Origin of the sequence: Paraburkholderia sp. FT54 (genome assembly GCF_031585635.1) — a bacterium.
Classification (GTDB): Bacteria; Pseudomonadota; Gammaproteobacteria; order Burkholderiales; family Burkholderiaceae; genus Paraburkholderia.
The window spans coordinates 1886622-1911340 of record NZ_CP134195.1 but is presented as its reverse complement, the minus strand read 5'-3'; the positions used below and the strand labels follow the sequence as shown (position 1 = coordinate 1911340).

Below are 24719 nucleotides of genomic sequence, written 5' to 3'. Positions count from 1 at the left end.
CCCGTGTGTCTTTGCAAAGCCTTGCCAGTCGTGATGCGGCGACTCAATATTTTCGGACCGCTGTTCCGAATCCATATTTCTGCGCTACAGTCGAGCCCACAACGGCGCCTGCATCGACACGCGGCAAGGCGCGCCAACTGAGCGGAGAACGAACAATGGAAGTGAGACAGGCCATCAACAGCGAATACGCAAACACGCTGAATACCGAAGGGCTGCGCAAAGCGTTTCTGGTGGATCAGGTGTTCGAGCGCGATGCGCTGAAGCTCACCTATAGCCATATCGACCGGATCATCGTGGGCGGCGTGATGCCGGTGGCGCGCGTGGTCGAGGTGCCGGGTTCGCTCGGCAAGGCGATCGGCGTGAGCTATCTGCTGGAGCGGCGCGAACTCGGCGCGATCAACATTGGCGGCGACGGCTGGGTCGACGTGGACGGCACCCGCCACACGGTGCGCAATGAAGAGGCGATCTATATCGGCAAGGGTGCGCAGGCCATCGCGTTCGGCAGCGACGACGCCGCGCGTCCCGCGAAGTTCTACCTGAACTGCGCGCCCGCTCACACGTCGTATCCGACCCGCACGATCTCGCTTGCGCAAGCCTCGCCGCAGACTCTCGGCGACTCCGCCACGAGCAACCGCCGCACCATCTACAAGTTCATCGTTCCCGAGGTGCTGCGCACCTGCCAGCTTTCCATGGGCATGACCAAGCTCGAACCGGGCAGCCTGTGGAACACGATGCCGTGCCATACGCACGAGCGCCGCATGGAGGTGTATTTCTATTTCAACATCGCCGCCGACGCCGCTGTCTTTCACATGATGGGCGAGCCGAACGAGACGCGGCACATTCTCGTGCACAACGAGCAGGCGGTGATCTCGCCGAGCTGGTCGATTCACTCCGGCGTCGGCACGCAGGCGTACACGTTCATCTGGGGCATGGTCGGGGAAAACCAGGTGTTCAGCGACATGGATCACATTGCGGTTCGGGACCTGCGTTGATGGGCCGCTTTCTCGCTCCGCTTTCTGACTCCTCAGCCACTACGACCGCACGACATGGGCTCGAACACCGTGAACCCCTTTGATCTCACCGGCCGCGTCGCCATCGTCACCGGCAGCAATACGGGCCTCGGCGCCGGCATGGCGGTCGCGCTCGCCGCGGCCGGTTGCGACATTGTCGGCGTGAGCCGGGCCGATGCCGGCGACACCGCCGCGCGTGTCGAAGCCTGCGGACGCCGCTTCGCCGACGTGCGCGCCGATCTCGGTTCGATCGCGCCGGTCGGGGACATCGTGCGCGCCGCTGTCGAAGCGTTTGGGCGCATCGACGTGCTGGTGAACAACGCGGGCATCATCCGCCGCGAGGACGCGCTCGATTTCACCGAAGCCGACTGGGACGCCGTGGTGGACGTCAATCTGAAGAGCCTGTTCTTTCTCTCGCAGGCCGCCGCGCGGCAGTTCGTCAAACAGCAAAGCGGCGGCAAGATCATCAACGTCGCGTCGATGCTATCGTTTCAAGGCGGCATCCGCGTCGCATCCTATACGGCGGCCAAAAGCGGCGTACTGGGTCTCACGCGGCTGCTCGCGAACGAATGGGCGGCGCACGGCATCAACGTCAATGGGATCGCGCCCGGCTACATGGCGACCGCGAACACAGCGGCGCTGCGCGACGACGCCCAGCGCAACGACGAGATTCTCAGCCGTATTCCTGCCGCCCGCTGGGGCACGCCGGACGATCTCGCGGGACCGGTGGTGTTCCTCGCGTCGTCCGCTTCGGACTATGTGCATGGGCATACACTGGCGGTGGACGGCGGCTGGCTCGCGCGCTGACTCGGCAGCGGGCGCCGGACGCGGTATGCTCTCGGCGCCTCGCCGGCGCATGCACCGGCATCGCAGGCAACGTCGCGGGAACGTATAGACAGGGAAGACGGAAATGGCAGCAACAGGCAAACAACGCAAGGACGACGACACCGCGCACGCGCAGGACGCGGAGAACGCCGACTACGGCGGCATGGGCGGCATGGTTTGCGACAAGGGCGAATCGGCCTCGTCGATTGGCCGCGTCTTCGCAATTCTCGGCGCGATCGGCGACGGCGGGCAGATCGGCATCAGCGAATTGTCACAACGGCTCGGCATGTCGAAAACCACCGTGCACCGCGTGATCCAGACGCTGAAGGCGCTCGGCTACGTGACGCAGGAAGTCGAAACGGAGCGCTACCGGCTGACCATCCGCCTGTTCGAACTCGGCGCGAAGGCGCTGGAGAGCGTCGATCTGGTGCGCGAGGCCGACGTCGAGATGCGCCGTATCGGCGCGGCGACCCGCGAGGCGGTGCACCTGGGCGCGTTCGACGAAGACGCCATCATCTATATTCACAAGATCGACGCCGACTACGGGTTGCGCATGCAATCGCGCATCGGTCGGCGCAATCCGCTGCACAGCACGGCGATCGGCAAGGTGCTGCTCGCGTGGATGGACCCGGCCGACGCGCGCGAAGTGCTCTCGCACGTCGAATTCCGCAAGTCGACGCAAAAGACGCTCTCATCCGCCGAAGCCGTGCTGAGCATCTTGCCGCGCGTGCGCGAGCAAGGCTACGGCGAGGACAACGAGGAGCAGGAAGAAGGTCTGCAGTGTCTCGCGGTGCCGGTGTTCGACCGCTTCGGCCGCGTCGTCGCCGGCTTGTCGATTTCGTTTCCGACCATGCGATGCGGCGCCGACACGAAGTCGCACTATGTCGCGCTGCTCAGGCAGTCGGGCCTCGCGATCTCGACGCGACTCGGTTATCGCGAGACGACGGCGCCGGAGCAGCTTGTCGCTGAATAGCGGCTGAACCTCAAGCCGCCTTTGCCGCTGGATTCGGCAGCACGCTGCGCGTGAAGCTGCGGCGGCCGTCGACACTGACCGGCACGTCGCCCTTCAGGGATGCGAGACCGGCTCTCCGAGCAGCCTGGCGAAGGCTTCCTGATCGGCGTCCTGCAAGTGCGTCTGGCCGGGGAAAAATATCACCTTGTGACGTACCAGCGCCGCACGAATTGCTTCGACGGTGGCCGGCTCGAGTTGGCTCGACAGGCGTACGCCGCGAATCTCCGCGCCGATGCGGCCGGTGACGGGATGAATGTCCGGTGCGTTGGACGTCGCGAGACTGAGGTTCGACATGCTATGCAACTCCTGGGTTGGGACGGTCGAGGACGCGAAAGGTCGGCGCTGACCGGCAAGAATGCGAATAAAACTGGAGCGGCTGACGAACAGCGGACCCTGCGATCTAACCAGTCCCGGCGGCGCGCGTAAAACACTTGTTTTTCATGTGCTTATCACATGCGACGTCATGAAGGTCGGGCATGGCCGCGATGGCGTCGATATAAACGCGATGCTGTCGCGCCTGTTCGCTATCGAAGCGCGCGCATCGCGCGAACGCATGGGCACGCATGGTTGCGTCCGATAAATCGGTAGGGAATGCCCGTCGGCAAGCTAGTCTGCAACCGAATGTATCCGTACGGCCTAGCCGCGATGGAGCGTCCCGCCGCACACTTAACGGCTGCCACGACACGCGCCATTCAACCCGCCGCAACCCGCGAGACGCTCGACCACGCCGTCTTTTCCACAACGCGTTCAATGGCTTGCGCGCGCAACTGCTCGCCGAGCCCTATCTCCTCGCTGCGCCGCGACGCACGCTATTCACGCGACGCGCATCTCGCCCGCATACATCGCTATCGACACGTCCTGTTACACACAAACACACCGAGAATGCCGCGGCTCAGTAGAGTTCGGGTCACAAGGAAACAGGAGCAACGTCATGAAAAGATTTTTCGCGCTGGTCATTCTGACCGTCACGCTCGGCAGTGCATTGGGCGGTTGCATCGTGGTTCCGGCAGGCGGCTACCACGAGCACTATCACGATCACGACCACTATTGAGCGCGAGCCGCGCAAGACTTTCCACTCACCACATAGAAGCCGGAACTAAAACATGAACCAATCACAAAACCGCTGGCTGTCCATGGCAATCGTCGCGGGTCTCGGAATCGGCGCATCGTCGGTCGCGCTGGCCCACGTCGATGTGGGCGTGAACATCGGCATTCCGGGCGTCGCTTATGCGCCCGAACCCGTGTATGCCCCGCCGCCGGTCTATGCACCGGCTCCCCCGGTGGTCGTGGTAAGTCCGGGCTGGTACGGCGAGCGTTATTACGACGGCCACCGCTACTGGGAACGGCGCGATTGGGAAGAACGTCATCACGGCGGACGCGAGTGGCATGAGGCGCGTGGTCCGCACGGCGACTGGCGCGGTCACGACAACGGCTGGCATGGTCATGGCGACGACGACGGCCACGACCACGGTCGTGGCCACGGCGATCATTGATACCCAGGCCGCCGCCATGCGTGCACGCATTCGCGCCACGCCTTCTGCAGGAGCGACGATTTGCTACGCAGCGATCCAAGACGAGTCACCGCGCAAATCAACGACACGCTGATCTGCGCCGAATACAGCGAACAAACCGGTCAATTGTGTTTGCGTCAGGACGGCGCACTGTTGCGCGAATGGTTTCCACCTCACTCGTGGATCGCGATTGCGTCAGTGGCGGGTGCGCGGCATTGGGGCACGCGGCCTAGCGATGATGATTTGCTGGCGCTGCTGCACAACGAGATGACACTATTGCGCACGCCATAGAAGAAGGGAGTTTGTCTTGCGCGCGGCGATGCGCTCGCCGCGCGCTTCGTGACTCGCTTAACGCGCGTTGTGAATCGGCGGCGAGTACGAACTGACCGTCGTGTCGTTACTCTGACCTGCTTGCCACGTGCCAACGCTGGCTGAACCATATCCGCTGTTGTCGGCCTGAGCGGCGCCTTGCTGGCTCGAGGCCTGCGCTTGCGCAGCCTGTGCGTCTGGCGATGCAGGCTCATTGGACGACTGAGCGAACGAGGCTACCGGCGCGGCAAGAACAACGGCGATAACAACGGCTTGAATGAGCGACTTCATGAAACCACCTCCAGAGATTGTCTTTCTACGCGCCGCGGATGGGGCTGTTGTTGCAGCGGTAGGTAGAGTGTAGGTGGCCAGCGCGGCGGGATAAATCCGCCAATTCTAAATTCAGTGTTGCTGCTGCCACTACAATGAAAAACGGCTGATCAGTGAGCGTTTTTTAAATTTCATCTGCTCGAAATTCGCCGTCTTTCGCACAGCAATGGAGAGACTGTTCGTCATTGCGCGCATAGTCGCGTTTTTGCGGTGCAGCAGTACGCAGCGCGACCCGTTTGAAACGCGTATCAAAGCGTGGCACGGGCCAACGCACTAATCAAATGGGTTCTGTTCGGGACGGTTATTGTCGGCAATATTCGCCGCGTTGTGATCTGGCGAGGCGCGCATTTGCCGCGCCTCGTGCCCTCTTCAGTGACTAGACGACCGCCGCGGAAAACGCCGGCCTGCCCGTGACCGTCTGAAGCCATCGATCCAGCGAAGGCAACGGCTGCGGCGCCTCCAACGTGCCGGCGAACCGTTCCCCCAGTTGCACCCAGCGGTGCGCCGCGAGGCCGACGCCGATATCGGCCGCCGTAAAGCGATCCTGCGCGAGATAGTCGTGTTTTTCGAGGACCGCGTCGGCAATGCCCAGAAGCCGTGTTGCCTCACGGTATGAACGCCTGATGGCGTCGTAGTCCCGTTGCGCTTCCGGCACGCGCGTCAGCCCCAAAAACGCGACGCGCAATGTCGCCCAGAGCGTGCCGAGTTGCCAGTCCATCCAGTGCTCGACGTCGGCACGGGCAGCCGGGTCGGACGGCAATAGCGTCTGCGCGTCGTATTTCGCGGCCAGATAACGGACAATCGTATTCGACTCCCACACCACGCACTCGCCGTCGACCAGCGTGGGCACCAGTCCGTTCGGATTGAGCGCACGATACTGCGGCGTGTCGATCACGCCGTACTCCAATCCCGCATCGATCCGCGAAAACTCCCGCCCTTCCTCGAAGCCCAATTCAGCGAGACACCACAGCACCTTCTGCACGTTGATCGAACTGCGTCTGCCATAAACTTGCATTGCCATACCTCGTTAGCTAGAGAACACAGCCGATTATCACATTCACGGGCCGCGCGGCAAACAGAGCGATCAGGGGATTCATTTTCGACCGCGAAAGAAAGATGATCGATGCGATGGCCGCAAGCGCCCGGATCGTCCACGTCGACGATCCGGCGGCCCGGCCATGCGCTCGCCGCGAGTGCGGCACGGGCAAAGATCGCGATCGCAGCTGGGGGCGACACGCTAGCGAGCGCGGCTACTGGCATTCATGCAGAACGGGGTGTTCGGTCAGCTGGAGGAGCGTGGCGGCCGTGTTAGTCAGCGGCGCCCACTATCCGATCAATTCCCGATGCAACGCCATGAATTCGTGGGCGAGCTTGTGACGAGGATCGAAGTGAATCATCGGCTTCGCGTACTGATGCGACTCGCGAATTTTCACGGACGTCGACAATCGCGACTCCAGCACAGGCAAGCCCTCGCTGATCAGTTCCTCGACCAGTTGAAGCGGCAGACTCGCGCGCGGCTGAAACTGGTTGATCACGATTCCCTCGACTTCCAGGCCGGGATTGTGGTCCTGCTGAATCTCCTTGACATTGTCGAGCAGCGTGTACAACGCGCGGCGTGAAAAGTCGTCACAATCGAACGGAATCAAACAGCGGTCAACCGCGATCAGCGCGGAGCGCGTGTAGAAATTCAGCGCGGGCGGCGTATCGATGTAGATCGCATCGTACTCATCCAGCTCGTTCAACGCGTCACGCAGCTTGTAGATCTTGTAGCGCGATTCGAGCTTGCCGTGGAGCGTGTCGAGATCCGGATGAGAGGGCATCACATCGAGGTTTTCGAACGGCGTGCGGTGAATGAACGTCGAGGCCGGCGTCGGTCTGAAACTGAAGCTCAAGGCCGTTTCGAAGAAGTCCGCGACGTTGGGTTTGAGATCGCTGGCCTGCTTGCCAAGAAGATACTGGCTCGAGTTGCCTTGCGGGTCGAGATCGATGACCAGCGTACGCAGATTCTCGCTGGCGTTGATGGCCGCCAGGTTGCATACGATGGTCGATTTGCCCACACCGCCCTTCTGGTTGAATATGACACGCCGCATGGACCTCTGCCCCTTTTTTTGAAGAACGCGCTAAAAAGGCACAGCTTACCCTGGCAAAATGACAACGCGAGGCGCGGTCCTTATGAATAGTTCTCGAAGGTCTTTAGCTGAGTCCAATCTGGCCAGGTCAATTCCCACACGCGGCGAATTTTTCGATCGATGTAGGTCGCGTTCAGCACGACTTCGAATTCCACGGGCGCCTCGGTATGCTGCGCGGCGCGCCCCGCGGCGGGAGCCTGTCCCTGCGGGCTGATTCAGGTTCATTACGACTTCGACGGGCGCATTGGACTCAAACCACTTGCCGCCGCTGGCGCGTTCGGGCTCGCGACCATGGTCTTCGCGCGGTCCAGGTCGTTCGCCCCGTCGCTGGACGCGCTGGTGATCGCCGGCGCTAGCGATATGGTGAGCGTCGACAGCCGTTCAGCCCTGATTCAGCTCGCCACGCCGACGCCAGGCGCGAACGTGTCTCGGCGGCCAATATGCTGTTCATCGGCGCTTCAAGCGAGCTGGGAACGTTCGAGCCCAATGCCACGCGCCCTACCCGCTCACGCTTGCGCGCCTGCGATGCCGACGTAGTTTTCCGCCATTACCGTGGCCGCCGCCCGCGATGTCGTCACATACTCGAGTTCGGCCACCTGAAGCTGCTGTTCGAAAGGCGACGCGCCCTCGATACGGTGCATCATGCTGGTCATCCAGTACGAAAAATGCTCGGCGCGCCAGATGCGTTTGAGCGCGGTCGCGCTGTAATTGTCGAGCAGATCCGTGCGATTCTCGACGTAGAACGCGTTCAGCGCCCCGGTCAGCACGCGCACGTCGGCCACCGCCAGGTTCATGCCCTTCGCGCCGGTGGGCGGCACGATATGCGCGGCGTCGCCCGCGAGAAAGAGCCGGCCATGTTGCATGGTGTTCGACACGAAACTGCGCATGCCGACAATGTTCTTCTGAAAGATCTTGCCGTCGACGATTTTCTGGCCGTCGTGCGAATCGACTCGTGCGTGCAATTCCGCCCAGATCCGGTCGTCGGACCAGTTCTCGACCGAATCCTTCGGATCGCACTGGAAATACATGCGCTGCACATTCGACGAGCGCGTGCTGATCAGCGCGAAGCCGCGTTCGTGACGCGCGTAGATCAATTCATCCGATGACGGCGGCCCTTCGCACAGGATACCGAACCAACCGAACGGGTACACGCGTTCGAAATCCTTGCGCAACGCCTGCGGAATCGATGCACGCGACACGCCTTGCGAACCGTCGCAGCCGATCACGAAGTCGCATTGCAGTTCGTATGCTTCGCCATCGTGGCGATAACGGATCGATGGCTTATCCGTGTCGATGCCGTGAATCGACGTCTCCGAGACGCCGAAGCGCAGCTTGCCATCGTCGGCCACGCGTGCCGCGACGAGATCCTTGATGACTTCGTGCTGCGCGTAGACCGTGATCGAATGCCCCGTGAGGCCGGTCAGATCGATGCGCCGCCGCTTGCCTTCGAAAGCCAACTCGAAGCCGTGATGCAGCGCGCCTTCTGCTTTCATCCGTGCACCGACGCCGGCTTCGGTCAACAGGTCCATCGTGCCTTGTTCGAGCACGCCGGCGCGGATAGTGGATTCGATCTGATCGCGACTGCGCGACTCGAGCACGACGGAGTCGATACCGCGCAGATGAAGAAGATGGGAAAGAAGCAGGCCCGCAGGCCCGGCACCGATGATGCCAACTTGGGTGCGCATGAGTTGTCTCCTGAATGCGGCGTTAGATTTGCGCTCAGTTTGACGATCACGCACCATATCGCGCAACGCGATATGGTGGATAGGCTGTATCCTATTTTAAGATAGGAGCCTTGGGCAGGCACATGCAGCCGATAGACGGAATCGAGTCCTAACGCCGTCTGGACGGGGCTGTTGGCCCATCCGTCCGATGACTCATCCTTCGTGTGGCGTTGCGCTAGCTCAAGGTAAACCCCAAGCCACGCTACGACGCGAGAAACAGGCGATACACCGGGTTCTGCGTCTCTTCCCAGTTCGGATAGCCGAGCGTGGCGAGAAAACGGTCGAACGCCTCGTTCTCGCTTTCGGGCACCTGGATGCCGACCAGAATCGAACTGTAGTCCGCGCCCTGGTTGCGATAGTGGAACAGGCTGATATTCCAGTTCGGCGCCATCGACGAGAGGAATTTCATCAGCGCGCCCGGTCGCTCCGGGAACTCGAAACGGAACAGACGTTCGTCGTGCGCCAGAGGCGAGCGCCCGCCGACCATATAGCGGATGTGCTGCTTGGAGAGTTCGTCGAACGTCAGATCGACCGTGGCGAAGCCGTGCGCTTCGAACGCGCCCGCGATCTGCGCCGACTCGCTGCGATTCCTGATCTGCACGCCCACGAAGATATGGGCGGAGTTCGCATCGGCAATGCGGTAGTTGAATTCGGTGACGCTGCGTGTACCCACCAGTTCGCAAAAGCGCCGGAAACTGCCACGCTCTTCGGGGATCGTCACGGCGAACACCGCTTCGCGCGCTTCGCCGACTTCGGCGCGTTCGGCGACGAAACGCATGCGGTCGAAGTTCATGTTCGCGCCCGACGTGATCGCGATCAGCGTCTGGTTCTCGATGCCTTCGCGCTCCGCATACTGTTTCGCGCCCGCCACCGCGAGCGAGCCCGCGGGTTCCAGCACGCTGCGCGTGTCCTGGAACACGTCCTTGATCGCGGCGCATAGCGCGTCGGTATTCACTAGCAGCACGTCGTCGAGATACTCGCTGCACAGGCGGAAGGTTTCTTCACCCACCAGCTTCACCGCCGTGCCGTCCGAAAACAGACCCACTTCGTTGAGCGTGACCCGCTCGCCCGCTTTGAGCGACGCGGCCATCGCGCACGAATCATCGGTCTGCACGCCGATCACCTTGATCTCCGGGCGCACGGATTTCACGTACGCGGCCACGCCTGCCGCGAGTCCACCGCCGCCGATCGGCACGAAGATCGCGTGAATCGGGCCCTGATGCTGGCTGAGAATCTCCATCGCCACCGTGCCCTGGCCGGCGATTACATAGGGATCGTCGAACGGATGCACGAAGGTCAGGCCGCGCTCTTCCTGGAGCTTCACCGCGTGTGCATACGCGTCGCTATACGACTCGCCGAACTGCACCACTTCGACGGTCGGCCCGCCGTGCGCGCGCACCGCATCGACCTTCACCTGCGGCGTGGTGACCGGCACCACGATGATCGCCTTCACACCCATGCGCGCCGCGGACAAAGCCACGCCCTGCGCGTGATTGCCCGCCGACGCCGTAATCACCCCACGTTCCAGCGCTTCAGGAGGAATATGCGCCATCTTGTTGTACGCGCCGCGCACCTTGAACGAGAACACCGGCTGGTTGTCCTCGCGCTTCAGGTAGACCGGGTTGCGCAGACGCGCCGACAGATTCGGCGCGCGTTCGAGTTCGGTCTCGCGGGCCACGTCGTAGACGCGCGCGGTCAGGGTTTTCTTCAGGTAGTCGTGACGAAGCGCGACGCTATCGGCGGCTTCGGCCGCCCGTTTGAGTTCGTGTAACGACAAGGCAAGCTCCTGTGCGGCAAGGACGAGTTAGCAGAGAGTTCACCAGGAGGCAGGCTGCAAGCGGACATAAAAAAACCCGCCTCGTGGGGCGGGTTATGTGTCACTGCTATCAGACGCGCGCTAACCCACCATTCGATGAATGATGCTAATAATCAGCGCAATACGGATGTCGAGGCAGTTCATGCGTTGGATCTTCGTTGACTTGAGGCGCTTTGTCAATCCCCGTCGATTGCAATGCGCGCCGCGGCGTGCGCTCTGCGTGCCTGCGAGATACGTTCGGACCCGTGCTTACGGGCCGTAACGAATAACCTCGCAGACCATCCGTTCATCATCGTGACGATCTCAACGCCGCTGCGCGTGCGCGACGCGCAAACTGCGCTCCGGCACAGCGGGCGAATGCCGCGGATTTAACACACGCTCGCGCAGAAACTGTTCGAACTGCGCCATCACCATGTTGCGCGCGGTCCGTGAAAAGAGCGCGTGATCGACCTTGCCGATCAATGTCACGTCGATGTTCTTCAGCGTGCTCAAGCGATTGCCACGGGGTCCGAAATGAATTTCCAGTGCGTCCAGTCCTTCGTCGAGCGAACCGTACAACAACGATGTCTGTACGCCCTTGCGCTCCAGGTCGCGCATGAGTCCGCGCACCACGCCGCCCGGCGTGCGCTGGCCGAGCAGCCACTCGAGCGCTGTGCCGGCGCGCGCGGAAATGCGCGCACCCAGACGCCGCGCGAGTTCGATCGCGATCATCCGGCCATTTGCCTGACCGGTCAGCAGACGCAGCCACTTGCGCGGATTGCGCATGGCGCGTCGATAGACGACACTCGCCGCCACGTGCCGCGCGCCCGGCCGCGTGCGTGCGCTGTCCCACGTAAAAAACGGCAGATTGACAGCCGCGCAGCCCACCACGGCCGGATGAGCGCGCGCCGTATAGAGGCTGACATACGCGCCCGTGCACACGCCGAACATCACGGTCTTCGGATGCCCCGCCGCCATGAGCCAATCGACGCCGGCCCTCGCATCCGCGACCGCGAATTGCGCGTAGACCTGATCGAGCGACAGCGCAGCGTCACGCCGCACACTATCGCCGAGGCCGCTCAAGTCCATGCGCAACGAGGCGATGCCGCGAGCCGCCAGATAGCGCGCCATTAACACTGTGAAACGGCCGTCGCCGATCCGGTGCACACCGCCCGTATTGACGAACAATACAGCCGGCGCACCTTCAAGCGCGTGCAGCGGCTGACAGAACACGCCGGCATAGCTGCCGCCCTCGAACACCACGGGCGTTTCGTGTCCGTGCGCGAAATCGATCCGCGCGGTGGTTGCGCCTGCAAGCATGTCGACGGCCGTCTCGCGCTCCGTGAGCGCGCCGGCAGCCAGCCATTCGAGGACGCTCGCGAACGCCTGTTGCGGCGTTTCGCTGTAACTGGGATTGACCAGGAACTTGCCGTATTCGCCGAAAAACTGCAGTTCCGTTTGAGCGTCGAGCGTCTGATAGCGCGCCGCCATCCGCTTCAGACGCGCGCTCTCGTTCAGGTCCTGCAGCAGCACACGCCGCGCGGGACATTGCATGGTCCGTTCGAGATCGACCTTCGCGAGCGTCTCGAGCGTATCGGGATAGAGACGGAAGCCATGTGCGCCAACCGTATGCGAGGTCTCCGCATCGAGGCCGAGTCCGAGCGCATGTTGCGCGCTGAGCCAACTCTGATGCTGAAGCTCCAGCTCGCGGATGTAACCCTTGCCCGAACTCACCGGCATGAGCAGAGCCAGATCGTCGACGCCACCCATTTCCTCGGCGGCGAGTGCCGCCAGCGTCGCGCCCAGACGCAGTCCGCACAGGCTCAGGCGCGTCACCGCGGTCTCGGCGCGCAGCCAGAGCGCGGCCGCCTTGATGCTGTCGAGCCACGCACGCAGGCGCTGCGGATCGTCTTCGTTGGCGCTCGAATCGCCAGTGCCGGGATAGTCGAAGCGCAGCACCGCGATGCCGCGCGCGGCGAGCCTGTCGGCGAGATCGCGCCAGCCGCGATAGGTGCACAGGGCTTCGTAGCCGAACGGATTGCACAGCACCACGCCCGTCTCGGGTTGCGCGTCTGCCGGACGATGCAGCCATCCGAAACAGCCGTCGAACGTGACCGGGGTCATGGTGACGCGAGCCGGTACGATCGCCTCCATTAGCGCGACTTCAGGTTCGCGTTGCAATCGACGCCTCCGGCACGATGTGCGCAAGCGCGCTTGCGAGGGAATCGATACTTTGGAACAACTCGTGCGTGATCAGCGCGCCTGGGATTTCAATGGGGAATTCCTCCTCGATGGCCATCATCACGCGGACGGCGCCGAGCGAGGACAAACCCGCGGCGTAGAGATCGTCTTCATCGCCGACTGTATCGATCGGTACGGCAAGACAGGCAGTTTCGTGAAGAATACGGCGCACATGAGTCTTCATTCTGTTTCCCCCGATACTTCAATGTTTAATGACGGCGTCAGATGACCACATCGCCGCTGACGCACTGTCCGGCGAGCGCCCTTCTGTCCACCTTGCCGTTGACGTTCAGCGGCAACGTATCGAGCATCACGATCCGTTGCGGCACGGCATACACCGGCAAGCGCTGACGGCACCCCTGCAGAATCTGCGCGGCACTGCACGGCGTATGCGTTACGAAAGCGATCAGGCCACCCGCGCGGCCCGCTTCGTCGACAGGCCACGCGATGACCGCGCACAGCGCCGCCTGACTGCACGAGCGGACCACATGCTCGACTTCTTCGAGTTCGATGCGATTGCCACGAATCTTGATCTGCGTATCCAGCCGGCCTTGAAATACGATTCCCTGACCGACCACCTCGCGCGCGGCATCGGCGCTCCGATACCAGCGCGACGCGCGGCGGCCCGGATACATCGTCGAAATGAAGCGGCTGTTGCCGGGGTCGTCCAGCAGCAGATAGCCCGACGCGACCTGCGGACCGCCGATCAGCAATTCGCCGCTGACGCCCGGCGCGACCGGTTCGAGCGCGGCGTCCACGATCAACAGTTCCATGCCCGGCAAAGCGCCGCCAAGCGGCATCACCGCGTGTCGCGGATCCGCGAGAAATTCCGCGGTGACTTCGAATGCGGCGCACGCAACGGTCGCTTCAGTCGGCCCGTACAGGTTCAGAACCCGGCTATTCGGCGCGGCGCGCAGCCAGGCTTGCACAAGCGAACGCGGCAACGGTTCACCGCCGAACAGCGTCATGCGCAGGCTGGGAAATTCGTCCGGTTGCAGCTTGCGGAACTGCTGCATGAAGGCGGCGACCGAGGGCACGCTGTTCCAGTGTGTGATCGCGTGTTCCTTGATGAAGGCCGCGTTGTAGATCGGCTCGACGGTCTTCGGTACATACAGGCATGCGCCGTTCGCCCAGCACACGAACATGTCGTGCACCGACGGGTCGAACGAAAGCTCGCAGAACTGCGCGTAGCGCGCGCCGGGCTGCCTGTCGATCCGATGCATTTGCCCCGTCACGTAGGCGCACGCATTCTCGTGAGAGATCGGTACGCCCTTGGGCGCGCCGGTCGAGCCTGATGTGAACAGAATGTAGGCCTGGTCGCGCGGCGCGCGAGGTGTGGCGGCTTCGGCCTCGCGCGGACGCACGGACACGCCGCGGGCGAGTGCCTCGCGGGCTGCGTGCGTTTCTCCGGAATCCTGAGAGACGCGCTGAACTTCCCTACATTCATCATCCAGCAGGAAGATCTTCGGCGATTCGTCCAGCAGCGACAGCACTTCATCGAGCAACGCGGCGCAGCGCCGGTCGACCAGCATGACGGGTGCGCCGGACTGCGCGATCACGGCGGCGATACGCGAAGCAGGCACGTGGGGATTGAGCGGCACGTAAGCGCAACCGGCCTTGAGGATGCCTAGCAAACCCGCATAAGCGTCGAGGCTGCGATGCGCGAACAGGAGGCAACGGCGCGCACTGCCGGCCGGCAGCGATGCCGACACGCCCGCCTCGATCCGGCGCGCCCGCGCGGCTACTTCGTCGTAGCGGTACAGACACTCGTCGACCCACAGCGCGGGACGATCCGGCTCGCGCGCGGCAGTATCGAAGAAGAAGGAATCCAGCATTCACGGCCTCGATGCGTGAGGCAAGGCCCTGGCGTCGCCGCACCGATCACACGAGCGTGCCGGAGGGAATGCCAGCCATGCCGGGAGCACACTACCGGGCGGTTGAACCACCTGGCAGGGCGCTGCATTGTCGTAGGAGAATTCACAGCACAAACACGCGGACGACGCCCTGCCATGCAGGCTCGTCGCGCGATATCGCTTGATCAGCCCGACAGTCAGGTCTTTGTAATAATCATAGTTACCGGTGCGGTCGCACTATGTGCGATAGCGCTCTGAACAGACGAATCAGCTTTGAGGGCACCCCGCCGTGCGCGGGATGACGTGGCCCTCAGCCTGGATTGCTGCGCCTGCCGTTTCCATCAAGGTTCGCGGCACCTTACTGCCTTGCGTACCGCCTGCCGGAAGGTCCGGGCACGCCTCGGCGGCACGCCGGACGATGCGAAGATCAATGCACGCCGCTTTGCTTCCTGAAAGCGTTGAGAATGCGCTTTTCAAGCGAATTGTAATCGCCCCCAAAGTGATGATCGCCCGAGGTGCGAATCACCTCGATACCGGTTTTGGTCAGCGCAGGACACAAGGTGTCCTTCTCATTCTCGCCGTAGAAGCACTGCACGATGGCGGGCGGCACGCGCGTCAATTCCGGCTGGACCTTCAACGCCTTGTCGCTGGCCGGCATGCCGAGCCAGCCGCCCACGCGAATCTGAAAATCGGCATCAGGCGCGAAGCCGAGCAACGCGATCAGCGACACCTTCGCGCGCAGCGCTTCGGGCAGACGGTTATAGGCGAACGGCATCACATCCGCGCCGAACGAATAGCCGACCAGCGCGATATGCTGGGCGTTCCAGCGCGCGCCATAAGTCTGCATCACGCGCGCGAGGTCGCGGCTCGTCTGTGCAGGGGGCTTTTCGCTCCAGAAATAGCGCAGGCTGTCCCAGCCGATCACGGAGACGCCGTCTTTCTGCAACGCCTGGGCGATCGTCTTGTCGAGATCGCGCCAGCCGCCATCGCCGGAAATCACAATCGCCATGAGGCCGTTCGGATGCGCCGCCGGCAATTCGATGAGCGGCAGATCGGAAACGTCGTCGTCGCTCGTGGATACGGCCTGCAAATGCGGCGTGACCAACGCGACGAGGCGCGCGCGATCGGCGTTACCCGTGGCCGCCTTTTCGACGAAGCCCGGCACCTTGTCGCGGATAATCGTCGGGTCCGGCGGGCAAGGCTGAAAGCGTGCATCGAGCGTGTGCTCGGCATCCACCGCGACCGCGCCGGCAATCGTGTTCGACGGCGCCTGTTCGAGCACGTGCATGGCGAGCGTCGCGCCCTGGCCAGTGCCCGCGACGATCGGCGCGAAATAGTGGCTCGATTGCGATTGGCGTTCAAGTTGATGGCTCAACGCTTCGGCATCGCCCACCAATTGATGGCAGGCTTCTTTCTTCGCGCCCAGATTGGCGGCATAGCGAGCCGTGTCCACGCCGACGGTCAACGCACCGGCCTTGGCGAGCGCATCGGCGCTTTGCTGGTCCGCCGCGCTCCAGCCGCTCGCTTGCGAGTACAGCACCACGAAGCCTCGCAACGGTCCGGCCGGCTGCGTCACCCTCACGTCGCCATAACGGCCGCCGGGCACTGTGGTTGTTGCCGCTTGCGCGAGTGCGCCAACAGTCACGAGGCTCGCCGCCAAAGCGAGCTTGAACAACGAATGCAATGTCATGAACGCCGGCCTCCTGCCAGCAAGGACAGATCCGCGAGCGTGAAGAACACGCCGACCGAACCCGACGCCGCGAGATAGCGCGGCTCCCAATGCGGCTGGAACTTGCTCTTGAAAGCACGCAGTCCGCGGAAGTTATAGAAACGGCCGCCGAAACGCCACACGATGCCGGCGAACCGGTGCCAGCGCGAAGCCAGCGGCGTGGGCTGCATGCCGGACAGCGGCGCGATACCGAGACTGAGCGAGCGGAAACCCGCCTGCTTCAGATGCAGCGCCAGCTGCGTGAACAGATATTCCATGGCATACGGCGACGCGCTTTCCACATGACGCATCACGCCGACCGTCGCCTCGGTGTTCATGTCGGTCGTCATGAAGGTGACGAACGCGGCCGGCTCGCCGTTCTGACGCACCAGCATCACCGATTGGGCAGCAAGGTATTCGTCCGTGAAGGCGGCCACCGAGAAGCTCTTTTCGCGCGCGTCGCGGCTGTCGAGCCAGCCGTCGGAAATCTCGCGCAGCGTGTCGAGCGACGCGGGCACGTTCGCCTGATCGATCACTTCGACCGTGAAGCCATCACGCTCGCCGCGCTTGAGCGCATAGCGAAGATGCGCGCGATGCGAGCCCTTCAGGTCGAAATCGTCGAGCACGACGTGCGCTTCCTCGCCGAGCTTCATCAGCGTGAGACCGGCGTCGAGATAAAGCGGCAATGCGTTGGCGCGTACCTGATAGAACGCCGCGCGCCCACCGTGCGTGTGCGCGAGCGCGACGAACTTGCTGATCAGGCCGGCCCACTCTTCGCGCGGCCCTACCGGATCGTGCAAAGCGGCCCACGTGCGGCCGTATTTCGCATACATGAGAAAAGCCTTGCGCGACTCGGAGAACAGAAAACTCTTGTCGCCCATCAGCGCGAGACCGGCGTCGCTGCGCTCCTGCGCGCGCACGATGCGCGCCGCGTCGTGCAGATCTTCCGGCGCCGGTTTGACGAAGCGGCCCGGCGCGGGACGCAGCAACTGCCAGAAGGAGAAGGTCGCGGCGAACAGGCTCGCGGCCAGCGTCGCGCGCAACGCGCGCGGCGCGCGTTCGTCGAACGCGAATTGCCACCACAGGTCGCGCGTGTAGGGCACGTCGCGGAAAGCAAACAGCATGACCCACGTGGCGAGCATCAGCACCATGGCGACCGACACCAGCCAGCCCGCCGTAAAGCGCTCCGCGAACAGCGACGAATGACGGTTGAAACGCCGGCGCGTGGACAGCAGCAGCGCGATCAGCATGCCGAGCACGCCCGCTTCGACGAACGCAAGACCTTTGGTCAATGACAGCGCGAGACTCAGCACCGCCAGCAGGAGCGTCATCCACCACGCGGCGTCCAGCCGCCGCAGCAAACCACGGGCGACGAACAGCAGCAGTACGCCGACCACGCTGCAGAGCATCTGCGAGCTTTCGAGCACCCACAGCGGCAGCACGTCGCGCAGCATGTGGATACGTTGCCAGAACGCGGGCGTCGCGCTGGAAATCACCAGCATGCCGCCGACCACGAACGTGACGAGACTCAGAAACAGCGGCGCGAGCTTTGACGCGGCAGCGGCGTGCTGCAGCGGCAAACGGCCTTTCAGCGCGCGGCCTTCGAAGCCCGCGAGCAGCGCGGCCGAGACGATCAACGGGACACCGAAATAAATCGCGCGATACGCGAGCAACGCGGCAACCATCTGCTGCGTTTGCACACTGCCGCTCAGCGTGAAGACCATCGCCGCCTCGAATACGCCGACGCCGCCAGGCGTGTGGCCGATCATGCCGAGCAGCATGGCCGCGGCGTAGACCGTGATGAAGGTCACGAAGCTCACGTCGGCATGCGGCAGCAGCGCCCACAAGGCGAGGCCGGCGGCCACCACGTCGAGCACCGCGAGCGCCACTTGCGCGAGCAGGTCGCGGCGCGCGGGAATATCGAACGAAAGCCACTGCCAGCGCGTGCGGACCGGGCGCGTTTCGCTGCGGCACGCGGTGGCCGCCAGCGTCAGCACGACCAGCAGCGCCGCGCCGCTCCAACGCAGCGCGACGGGTTCGAGATGCAGCAGCGGCGCGAGCGTGCCGGCCGCGCCGAGCATGCCGAGCGCCGTCATGCACACCAGCGCGAGCGCGAGCGACACACTCGTGAACACCGTCATGCGGCCGATCTGCGCGGGCGTGACGCCGGTCACGCCGTAGACGCGCGCGCGCACGGCGCCGCCCGTCAACGCGCCGAAACCGGTGGCATTGCCGAGCGCGGAGCCCGCGGTCGCGCCGATCCACAGCGCGGTACGCGGCACGACTGCGCCCAGATAGCGCAAGCCGACTGCATCGCGACCGACCAGCGCCACATAGCTGAGCGCGGTCGCGCCGAGCGCGGCGGTCCACTCGCCGAGCGTCAGTTGACACAACTGACGCATCACCGAGCGATAGTCGACTGCTTGCGAGAGGTGTTGCAGGACGACCAGCAGCAGCGCGCCAATCACGAGCGCGAGCACGGGCGAGAGAAGTCCCCTGTTGCCAAGCGTTCTCGATGCACGGTCGAACATCGCGCCTAGCCGGTCGAATTTGTTGTTATATCGATGGAACATGGTCAATGCGGCGCCTTGCGCGGCGCTGTCGCGACGGATTGTCCGTCGCGGCGTCGCCAGTTATTAGCAATTACAAATGGATAACGGCACAGGGATGAAAAGGTTGACACCGTCAGCCATATTGCGGGGTTTGACCTGGGCCGGCCGGCGAATCCGAATGCGCTGCGCGGCACCGCGATACGCGTGAATAGAACGGTCGATATTGCCGATCGGACCGCGATAAGGCACGTCCGGCGGTCGACAGGGGGCTGAAGTTTAAACGCTATTCGTGCGCTGCAATGAAAATTCGACGCAGCGTCGATCGTGCGCGGTCGCCCTGCCGCTCGAAGCGTTGATTCGCGGCATCAAGATTTTCACGTCGCGTGCCGTAATCGAGAGCAATAGCTCAGTGAAACGCGGCGCACTTGCCGCGTGAAGTTTGGTACGCGAAGGAGAATGAAGATGACGGAACAGGACTGGGTGATGGCGGGCGTGTATCTGGTCGGCTTGGTGTCGATAGCGCTGCTGATGAGCGCACTGGCCGCGCGAGCGACCCGCGAGCGCCAGGCCGCGAGGGTGTCGAGCCGCGTGCGCGACTAGGACCAACTCAAGCCACGCTGTACGGGCCGTTGCCGTACGAGCTGGGAAATACGAGCGGCGTCACGCCTGACGCTCACATGGCGCGAATCGCGCGCATGCCGCCGCTGCATTGACATTTGAAGGGGAATGGCTCGCTGCACATGCCGGGAGGCCCCGATGACATGGCGGCCTGGCGGGCAGGAATGACGTAGATGTAACGCGAAAGCGCAGCGCCGCGCGAATGACAGACGCGGCGCCTGTCCGCGCCCTGCACTATCTGTCAGCGCGTGTGGCGCGCGGCTTGTGCCTTACTGCGGACGGCGATGCGCTTCGGCGATCACAGCGCAGTTTTGCAGGTGGAGGTTCAGCGCGTGCAGCGCCAAGGCGCGCAGCTTGCCGAAGAAGGTGTTGTTGGCGGCGACGGTAGCGCGGGCGGCGGCATTGGAAGCGGTGTTCATGGCGGACTCCTGTTAGGGTTTATACCTAGGCAATAACCCGATTATAACTGGCTTCTGCCGCACCGCAACAAATATCGATAAAGTCGCGCACGTGTTGCGCATCGGTCACACCGACACCCCACGTCGTCAAAAAGGGTGGCATCGATACGTGCACTGTTAACAAACCGCACCGTACAGGTGCAATAATGACCCCTTTGCCCGCGACCGTTCGCCGCAGCCCGCCTTCATGACCGCCGTCCAGAAAGCCCTGATCGCGCCCCTCATCGTCGCCTGCGCGATGTTCATGGAAAGTGTCGATGCGAACGTGATCGTCACCGCGCTGCCCGCCATGGCGCGCGACTTCGGGCGCGATCCGGTCACGTTGAAAATCGCGGTGACGAGCTATGTGCTGGGACTCGGCGTGTTCATCCCCGTGTGCGGATGGCTCGCTGACCGGTTCGGCGCGCGCACGATCTTCCGCACCGCGATCGGCATCTTCGTGACGGGCTCGTTGCTGTGCGCCGCGTCGAATTCTCTGGCCACCTTCACGCTCGCGCGCTTCGTGCAAGGCGTAGGCGGCGCGATGATGGTGCCGGTCGGGCGGATCATCATCTTCCGGGTGGTGCACAAGTCCGACTTCATCCGCGCCATGAACTATCTGAGCGTGCCCGCTATGCTCGGCCCCGCCGCGGGACCGCTGCTGGGCGGCTTCATCACCACGTATCTGCACTGGCGTCTGATTTTCTTCATCAACGTGCCGATCGGCATTCTCGGCATCTATCTGACCAACAGGCACATCGCCAACACGCGCGAACCGGACCCGGGCCCGCTCGACTGGATCGGGTTTTTCCTGTCGGCGGCGGGCGCGGTGTTGCTGCTGCTCGGGCTGTCGCTGGTCGGCGGCGAACTGATTTCGAATCGCGACGCGTTCGGCATGTGCGCGTGCGGCGCGGTTCTGCTCGCGGCCTATGTCGCGTACGCGCAGCGCGTCCCGCTTCCGCTCCTGGACCTGCGCTTTTTCAAGGTGCCGACGTTCCAGGCGAGCGTGCTCGGCGGTTCGTTGTTCCGCATCGGCCTCGGCGCGCTGCCGTTCCTGCTGCCGCTGATGCTGCAGGAAGGCCACGGCATGAGCGCATTCGAATCCGGACTGATCACGTGCGCGTCCGCGTTCGGCGGCATGTTCATGCGCACGGTCGCCTCCAGCGTGCTGCATCGCTTCGGTTTCCGCTCGGTGCTGGTGGTCAATGCCGCGTTGTCGGGACTTTCGATCGCGGCCTGCGGACTGTTCTTCCCGGGCACGCCGACCTGGATCATCTGGGTGGTCGTGCTGCTCGGCGGCTTCTTCCCCGCGCTGCAATTCACGAGTCTGAACTCGCTCACTTACGCAGAAATCGCCAGTCGCGATGTGGGCCGCGCCACAAGTCTCGGCAGCGTCGTGCAGCAGATGTCGCTCGGCCTGGGCGTGACGATCGGCGGTATCGTGCTGCAGATTTCGCGCGTGCTGCATGGGCATCCGGGCATCACGTGGTCGGATTTCTGGCCGGCGTTTCTGGTGGTCGGGCTGTGCTCGTTCGCGTCGATTCCGGTCACGCTGCGCATGCCGCACGGCGCCGGCGAGGAAATCTCGCGCGGCGGCCGGGGCTGACCGGCACGCCTCAAGCCTTCTTGCGGATCACGCCCACTTCGCCGTTGCGTTCGAGAATCGCCGCGGCCACCTCATCCATTGAACGTGAGCCGGTTTTCTGCCGTACGCTTTCCTGAACGTCGGTTGGGCTGATAAGAGCCGCGTTCATTTCGCGCGGGTTGAAAGCGCCGTTGCTGTACACCTCGCGTTCGACGCCGCCCACCAGCCGCTCCAGCGCGCGCGAGCGCATGCATGCCCACGCCAGCAGCCGATGACCCGCGACGATCACGAACGAGGCCACCACCGTGGCGATAAACGGCGACGCGCCGACGATGGCCCGGCTCAGCGTCGCGCCAAGCAGAATCACCACCACCGAATCGAATGGCGAGCGTTGTCCGAACGAGCGGCGGCCCGAGACCCGGATCAGCACCAGCGCGACCAGAAACACGACGATCGAGCGCATGCCCATCTGCAACGGGTCGAGATTTCTGCCCTCGCCGAACAGCAGGGAAATCGCGTTCATCATGTCGCCCTCCTCGCGGCGTACCGCCGTCTTATCTTGTGTTGTCCAATCGAGGTCGCAACGGATAGCAACCGTTACCCGGCGGCCGCCCACGCCACGAGCGTATCGCCGAAGCCGCCACGAGCGCGAGCCGCCGCACGCGCGCTCGTGATCACGCGCGGCGCCGCACTCCAGGCAATGCTCGCACCGATCGCGATCAACCGGTCGACCAGCGCGACATCCTCGCTGCACCTGAGCGGCGGAAAACCGCCCGCGCGCCGGTAGGCGTCGGCCGACACGCCGAGGTTCGCGCCGTGAATGTGACGGTGACCGTCGGCATCCACGTAAGTCTTGCGGAAGTATTCGCGCACGCTGTGCGGGTGCGCGGTCCAGTCGTCGACGGCAATCGAGCCGCATACCGCGTCCGCGTCCAGCGAAAGCTGCGCGACCAGCCAGCCTGACGACACGCGGCTGTCGGCGTCGGTAAACGCGAGCCAGCGCGCGCCGTCCGCCAGCAGGAAGTCCGCACCGGTCGCACGCGCAATGCCGACATTGCGCACCTTCACCGTCAGTGTCTCGACACCGTAAGCACGCGCGATCGCGCCGGTAAAGTCGTCGCATGCGTCGAGCACGACCACGATGCGCACCGTTTCGCCCGCCAGGTCTTCATGCCGCGAGGCTGCGATCAAGGCCGCAAGGCAAGGCCCCAGCAACCCCTCTTCGTTATGGGCCGGAACGATCACGCCGATCATAGGAGCCCCTCGCGTTGCGCGACCGACCGTGCGTCGCGCGACCAGACGTCGATCAGCAGATCGGCTTCATCGTGATGCGCGAGACGCGTGAGACCGCAGCGTGCGTCGAACAGCGCATGCGCGGCGTCGGCGGATTCGAGCGCTTCGGCGAAGGGCCGCCGCCAATGGCAGGCGAGCAGCGTCCCGTCCGTCGTGAGCGAGGCGGCGATTCGCGCGGCCAGGGTTTCGAGCTCCGCCGAATCGAGGTAGTACGCGAATTCGCTGATCACGATCAGATCGAACGGCCCCGCCTCGGTCGGCCACTCGCGCGGCACCGTGCGCTGTTCGACGCGGACGTGCGGCACGCCAGCAACGCGCTCGCGTGCAAGCTGCACGGCGCGCTCGTGCAGATCCGCGGCGAGCAGCGTGTCGCAGCGCTTCGCCAGTTCGGCGGTCAGTTCGCCGTTCGCGCAGCCGGGTTCGAACGCGTTGCGGTAACGCGGACGCGGCAGCAGCGCGAGCGTGAGCGAGCGCTTGCGGCTTTCGTACCAGCCTTCGCGCAGCTTCCACGGATCGTCGCTGTGTTGATAGAGTTCATCGAAGTAGGTAGCCGGAGAGCTCATGTCAGCGGCCCTCCGTGCATGGCGTCAGAGCATCCACGGGGCACCTCCGGCAGCAGGACCATCCCGTGCGTCGGCCGGTGCCGCCGCGGCGACCAGTTCGCCGAGCGCGGCAAGATCGCGTTCCGCGTGGCTCTGCCGCAGGAACACCGGCAGATCGGCCAGCGCACGCGCGAAGCGCGCATTGCGGCACAACGGGCCGGCGCCGAGGGTGCGCGTAGCGTGATTCATCACGGCAGTCGCGGCCTCTTCAATCACGAGGCGTGCGCGCATGGCCTCACGTTGCGATTCGGCCAGCGGGTTGGCGTCGATGTGCGCGGCCGTTTCGCGCAATACCGCGGCCGCGCCGGCCAGTGCTACGTCGACCGCACCGAGGTGCGCCAGCCGATGCGCATCCGCGCGCTGCGTGGACGCCTCGCGCAGCATCCGGCCGATCTGCGCGGCGGCGCCATACCAGCACGCGGCAATGCCGGCGCCGCCGTGCCAGAAGCCCGGTCGCCGCACATACGAATGCACGCCGCCGACCAGCGTCGCCGATGCCTGATCGAAGCTCACGTCGGCGCTTGCCGTGGCCTGCATGCCGACCGCTTGCCACTTCGACGCGTCGATCGAGATGGACGGCTGATCCATCGCGACGGCCGCGAGGATCGGCTCATCGTTCAGCCAGGCGGTGACGAGCGCATGCGTGACGACACCCGCGCCGGAACACCAGGCTTTCGTGCCCGATAGACGAAGGCCTTCGCCATCGCTTCGGATTCCTACTTTCACCGCCTGCACGCGCGCGTCGGGCGGCTCGGCAGCCCAGACGCCCCAGCGGCTTCCCGCCGGCGGCGTGGATCCCTGCAACTCGGCGAGAATCGCGAGCGCATCGGTGTGGCCTTCGAACAGCTTGACGAGCCCGAGATCGCATGCGGCCACCGCCGCGAGCGCGCGCCAGCGCGCGAGCGTCGCGCCGTGACCCGGCAAGGGCACAAAGGGCGCACGGTCATAACCGTGTTCGACCAGCGAGCGCAACATATCGCCGAGCGCCGCAGGGTCGCGGGGGTCGAAAAGTGTGTCACGCAGAAAATTTTCAAGCGAGGCGGCAGAGTTCGCGTCTTCCTGCCCACTTGGCGCCGCGGCATGGGAATCGCGAAACGCGCTCATGCCGGAGCTTTGCGGCGGCCGCGCATTGATGCCGGCCGCACGATCACGCGTATCGAGCATCGTGCCTCCCTGGAGCTGTTC

22 protein-coding genes and 1 pseudogene are annotated in these 24719 nt (G+C 64.0%); 7 read left to right on the top strand and 16 right to left on the bottom strand.

The features are described from left to right. Positions 1 to 155: 155 nt before the first annotated feature. The 3 genes from kduI (at position 156) to kdgR (ending at position 2808) form a co-directional block, all read left to right on the top strand. The gene (gene kduI, locus RI103_RS08975) at positions 156 to 992 is read left to right on the top strand and encodes a 5-dehydro-4-deoxy-D-glucuronate isomerase (protein WP_310814981.1); all 837 of its coding nucleotides are present in this window, start codon (positions 156 to 158) and stop codon (positions 990 to 992) included. 54 nt (positions 993 to 1046) lie between these two features. After that, positions 1047 to 1817, top strand: coding sequence for a 2-dehydro-3-deoxy-D-gluconate 5-dehydrogenase KduD (kduD, locus tag RI103_RS08970; protein ID WP_310814980.1), 771 nt, complete (start codon positions 1047 to 1049; stop codon positions 1815 to 1817). 103 nt (positions 1818 to 1920) lie between these two features. After that, complete coding sequence (gene kdgR, locus RI103_RS08965; RefSeq protein WP_310814979.1) at positions 1921 to 2808, top strand: DNA-binding transcriptional regulator KdgR; 888 nt, start codon at positions 1921 to 1923, stop codon at positions 2806 to 2808. A gap of 96 nt (positions 2809 to 2904) precedes the next feature. Here kdgR and RI103_RS08960 read toward each other — a convergent pair. Beyond that, positions 2905 to 3141 (bottom strand): annotated as a pseudogene (locus tag RI103_RS08960) (TauD/TfdA dioxygenase family protein); the annotation flags it as partial. A gap of 809 nt (positions 3142 to 3950) precedes the next feature. Here RI103_RS08960 and RI103_RS08955 point away from each other — a divergent pair. Continuing rightward, on the top strand, positions 3951 to 4340 hold the full coding sequence (locus tag RI103_RS08955) for a hypothetical protein (RefSeq protein WP_310814978.1): 390 nt from the start codon (positions 3951 to 3953) through the stop codon (positions 4338 to 4340). A gap of 60 nt (positions 4341 to 4400) precedes the next feature. Further along, positions 4401 to 4649: a hypothetical protein gene (locus RI103_RS08950; protein WP_310814977.1), complete on the top strand. Its 249-nt coding sequence runs from the start codon at positions 4401 to 4403 to the stop codon at positions 4647 to 4649. Positions 4650 to 4706: 57 nt separating this feature from the next. On the opposite strand, the gene RI103_RS08945 is transcribed toward RI103_RS08950, so the two are convergent. The 10 genes from RI103_RS08945 to mprF form a co-directional block, all read right to left on the bottom strand. Continuing rightward, positions 4707 to 4958, bottom strand: a complete 252-nt coding sequence (locus RI103_RS08945) for a hypothetical protein (protein WP_310814976.1) — start codon at positions 4956 to 4958, stop codon at positions 4707 to 4709. Positions 4959 to 5373: 415 nt separating this feature from the next. Beyond that, a complete protein-coding gene (locus RI103_RS08940; RefSeq protein WP_310814975.1) occupies positions 5374 to 6012 on the bottom strand; it encodes a glutathione S-transferase N-terminal domain-containing protein in 639 nt (212 codons plus the stop codon). 310 nt (positions 6013 to 6322) lie between these two features. Further along, a complete protein-coding gene (locus RI103_RS08935) occupies positions 6323 to 7087 on the bottom strand; it encodes a ParA family protein (protein WP_310814974.1) in 765 nt (254 codons plus the stop codon). 545 nt (positions 7088 to 7632) lie between these two features. Continuing rightward, positions 7633 to 8811: a 4-hydroxybenzoate 3-monooxygenase gene (locus RI103_RS08930; protein ID WP_310814973.1), complete on the bottom strand. Its 1179-nt coding sequence runs from the start codon at positions 8809 to 8811 to the stop codon at positions 7633 to 7635. A 241-nt stretch (positions 8812 to 9052) separates the two neighbouring features. Beyond that, on the bottom strand, positions 9053 to 10627 hold the full coding sequence (gene ilvA / locus RI103_RS08925) for a threonine ammonia-lyase, biosynthetic (protein WP_310814972.1): 1575 nt from the start codon (positions 10625 to 10627) through the stop codon (positions 9053 to 9055). A 342-nt stretch (positions 10628 to 10969) separates the two neighbouring features. Continuing rightward, positions 10970 to 12769 (bottom strand): serine aminopeptidase domain-containing protein, encoded by a 1800-nt coding sequence (locus tag RI103_RS08920; RefSeq protein WP_409076982.1) that lies wholly within the window; start codon positions 12767 to 12769, stop codon positions 10970 to 10972. Between the two features lie 40 nt (positions 12770 to 12809). Further along, complete coding sequence (locus RI103_RS08915) at positions 12810 to 13070, bottom strand: acyl carrier protein (RefSeq protein ID WP_310814970.1); 261 nt, start codon at positions 13068 to 13070, stop codon at positions 12810 to 12812. Positions 13071 to 13107: 37 nt separating this feature from the next. Next, on the bottom strand, positions 13108 to 14721 hold the full coding sequence (locus tag RI103_RS08910; protein WP_310814969.1) for an amino acid adenylation domain-containing protein: 1614 nt from the start codon (positions 14719 to 14721) through the stop codon (positions 13108 to 13110). 445 nt (positions 14722 to 15166) lie between these two features. After that, positions 15167 to 16429, bottom strand: a complete 1263-nt coding sequence (locus RI103_RS08905) for an AcvB/VirJ family lysyl-phosphatidylglycerol hydrolase (protein ID WP_310814968.1) — start codon at positions 16427 to 16429, stop codon at positions 15167 to 15169. Continuing rightward, complete coding sequence (mprF, locus tag RI103_RS08900; RefSeq protein WP_310815199.1) at positions 16426 to 18978, bottom strand: bifunctional lysylphosphatidylglycerol flippase/synthetase MprF; 2553 nt, start codon at positions 18976 to 18978, stop codon at positions 16426 to 16428. Before mprF ends, RI103_RS08905 begins: the two co-directional genes overlap by 4 nt. 483 nt (positions 18979 to 19461) lie before the next feature. On the opposite strand from mprF, the gene RI103_RS08895 reads away from it, so the two are divergent. Beyond that, a complete protein-coding gene (locus RI103_RS08895) occupies positions 19462 to 19599 on the top strand; it encodes a hypothetical protein (protein WP_310814967.1) in 138 nt (45 codons plus the stop codon). A gap of 287 nt (positions 19600 to 19886) precedes the next feature. Here the strand turns inward: RI103_RS08895 and RI103_RS08890 are convergent, their stop codons facing one another. Next, the gene (locus RI103_RS08890) at positions 19887 to 20036 is read right to left on the bottom strand and encodes a hypothetical protein (RefSeq protein ID WP_310814966.1); all 150 of its coding nucleotides are present in this window, start codon (positions 20034 to 20036) and stop codon (positions 19887 to 19889) included. A 226-nt stretch (positions 20037 to 20262) separates the two neighbouring features. Here RI103_RS08890 and RI103_RS08885 point away from each other — a divergent pair, with 226 nt between their 5' ends. Further along, positions 20263 to 21660, top strand: coding sequence for an MFS transporter (locus RI103_RS08885; RefSeq protein ID WP_310814965.1), 1398 nt, complete (start codon positions 20263 to 20265; stop codon positions 21658 to 21660). Positions 21661 to 21670: 10 nt separating this feature from the next. Here the strand turns inward: RI103_RS08885 and RI103_RS08880 are convergent, their stop codons facing one another. From RI103_RS08880 to RI103_RS08865, 4 genes are all read right to left on the bottom strand, one after another. After that, positions 21671 to 22165: a YetF domain-containing protein gene (locus tag RI103_RS08880; RefSeq protein ID WP_310814964.1), complete on the bottom strand. Its 495-nt coding sequence runs from the start codon at positions 22163 to 22165 to the stop codon at positions 21671 to 21673. A gap of 71 nt (positions 22166 to 22236) precedes the next feature. After that, on the bottom strand, positions 22237 to 22893 hold the full coding sequence (locus tag RI103_RS08875) for a glycosyltransferase (RefSeq protein ID WP_310814963.1): 657 nt from the start codon (positions 22891 to 22893) through the stop codon (positions 22237 to 22239). Further along, positions 22890 to 23495, bottom strand: coding sequence for an SAM-dependent methyltransferase (locus tag RI103_RS08870; protein WP_310814962.1), 606 nt, complete (start codon positions 23493 to 23495; stop codon positions 22890 to 22892). Before RI103_RS08870 ends, RI103_RS08875 begins: the two co-directional genes overlap by 4 nt. 24 nt (positions 23496 to 23519) lie before the next feature. Then, the gene (locus tag RI103_RS08865; protein WP_310814961.1) at positions 23520 to 24698 is read right to left on the bottom strand and encodes an acyl-CoA dehydrogenase; all 1179 of its coding nucleotides are present in this window, start codon (positions 24696 to 24698) and stop codon (positions 23520 to 23522) included. Positions 24699 to 24719: the final 21 nt, after the last annotated feature.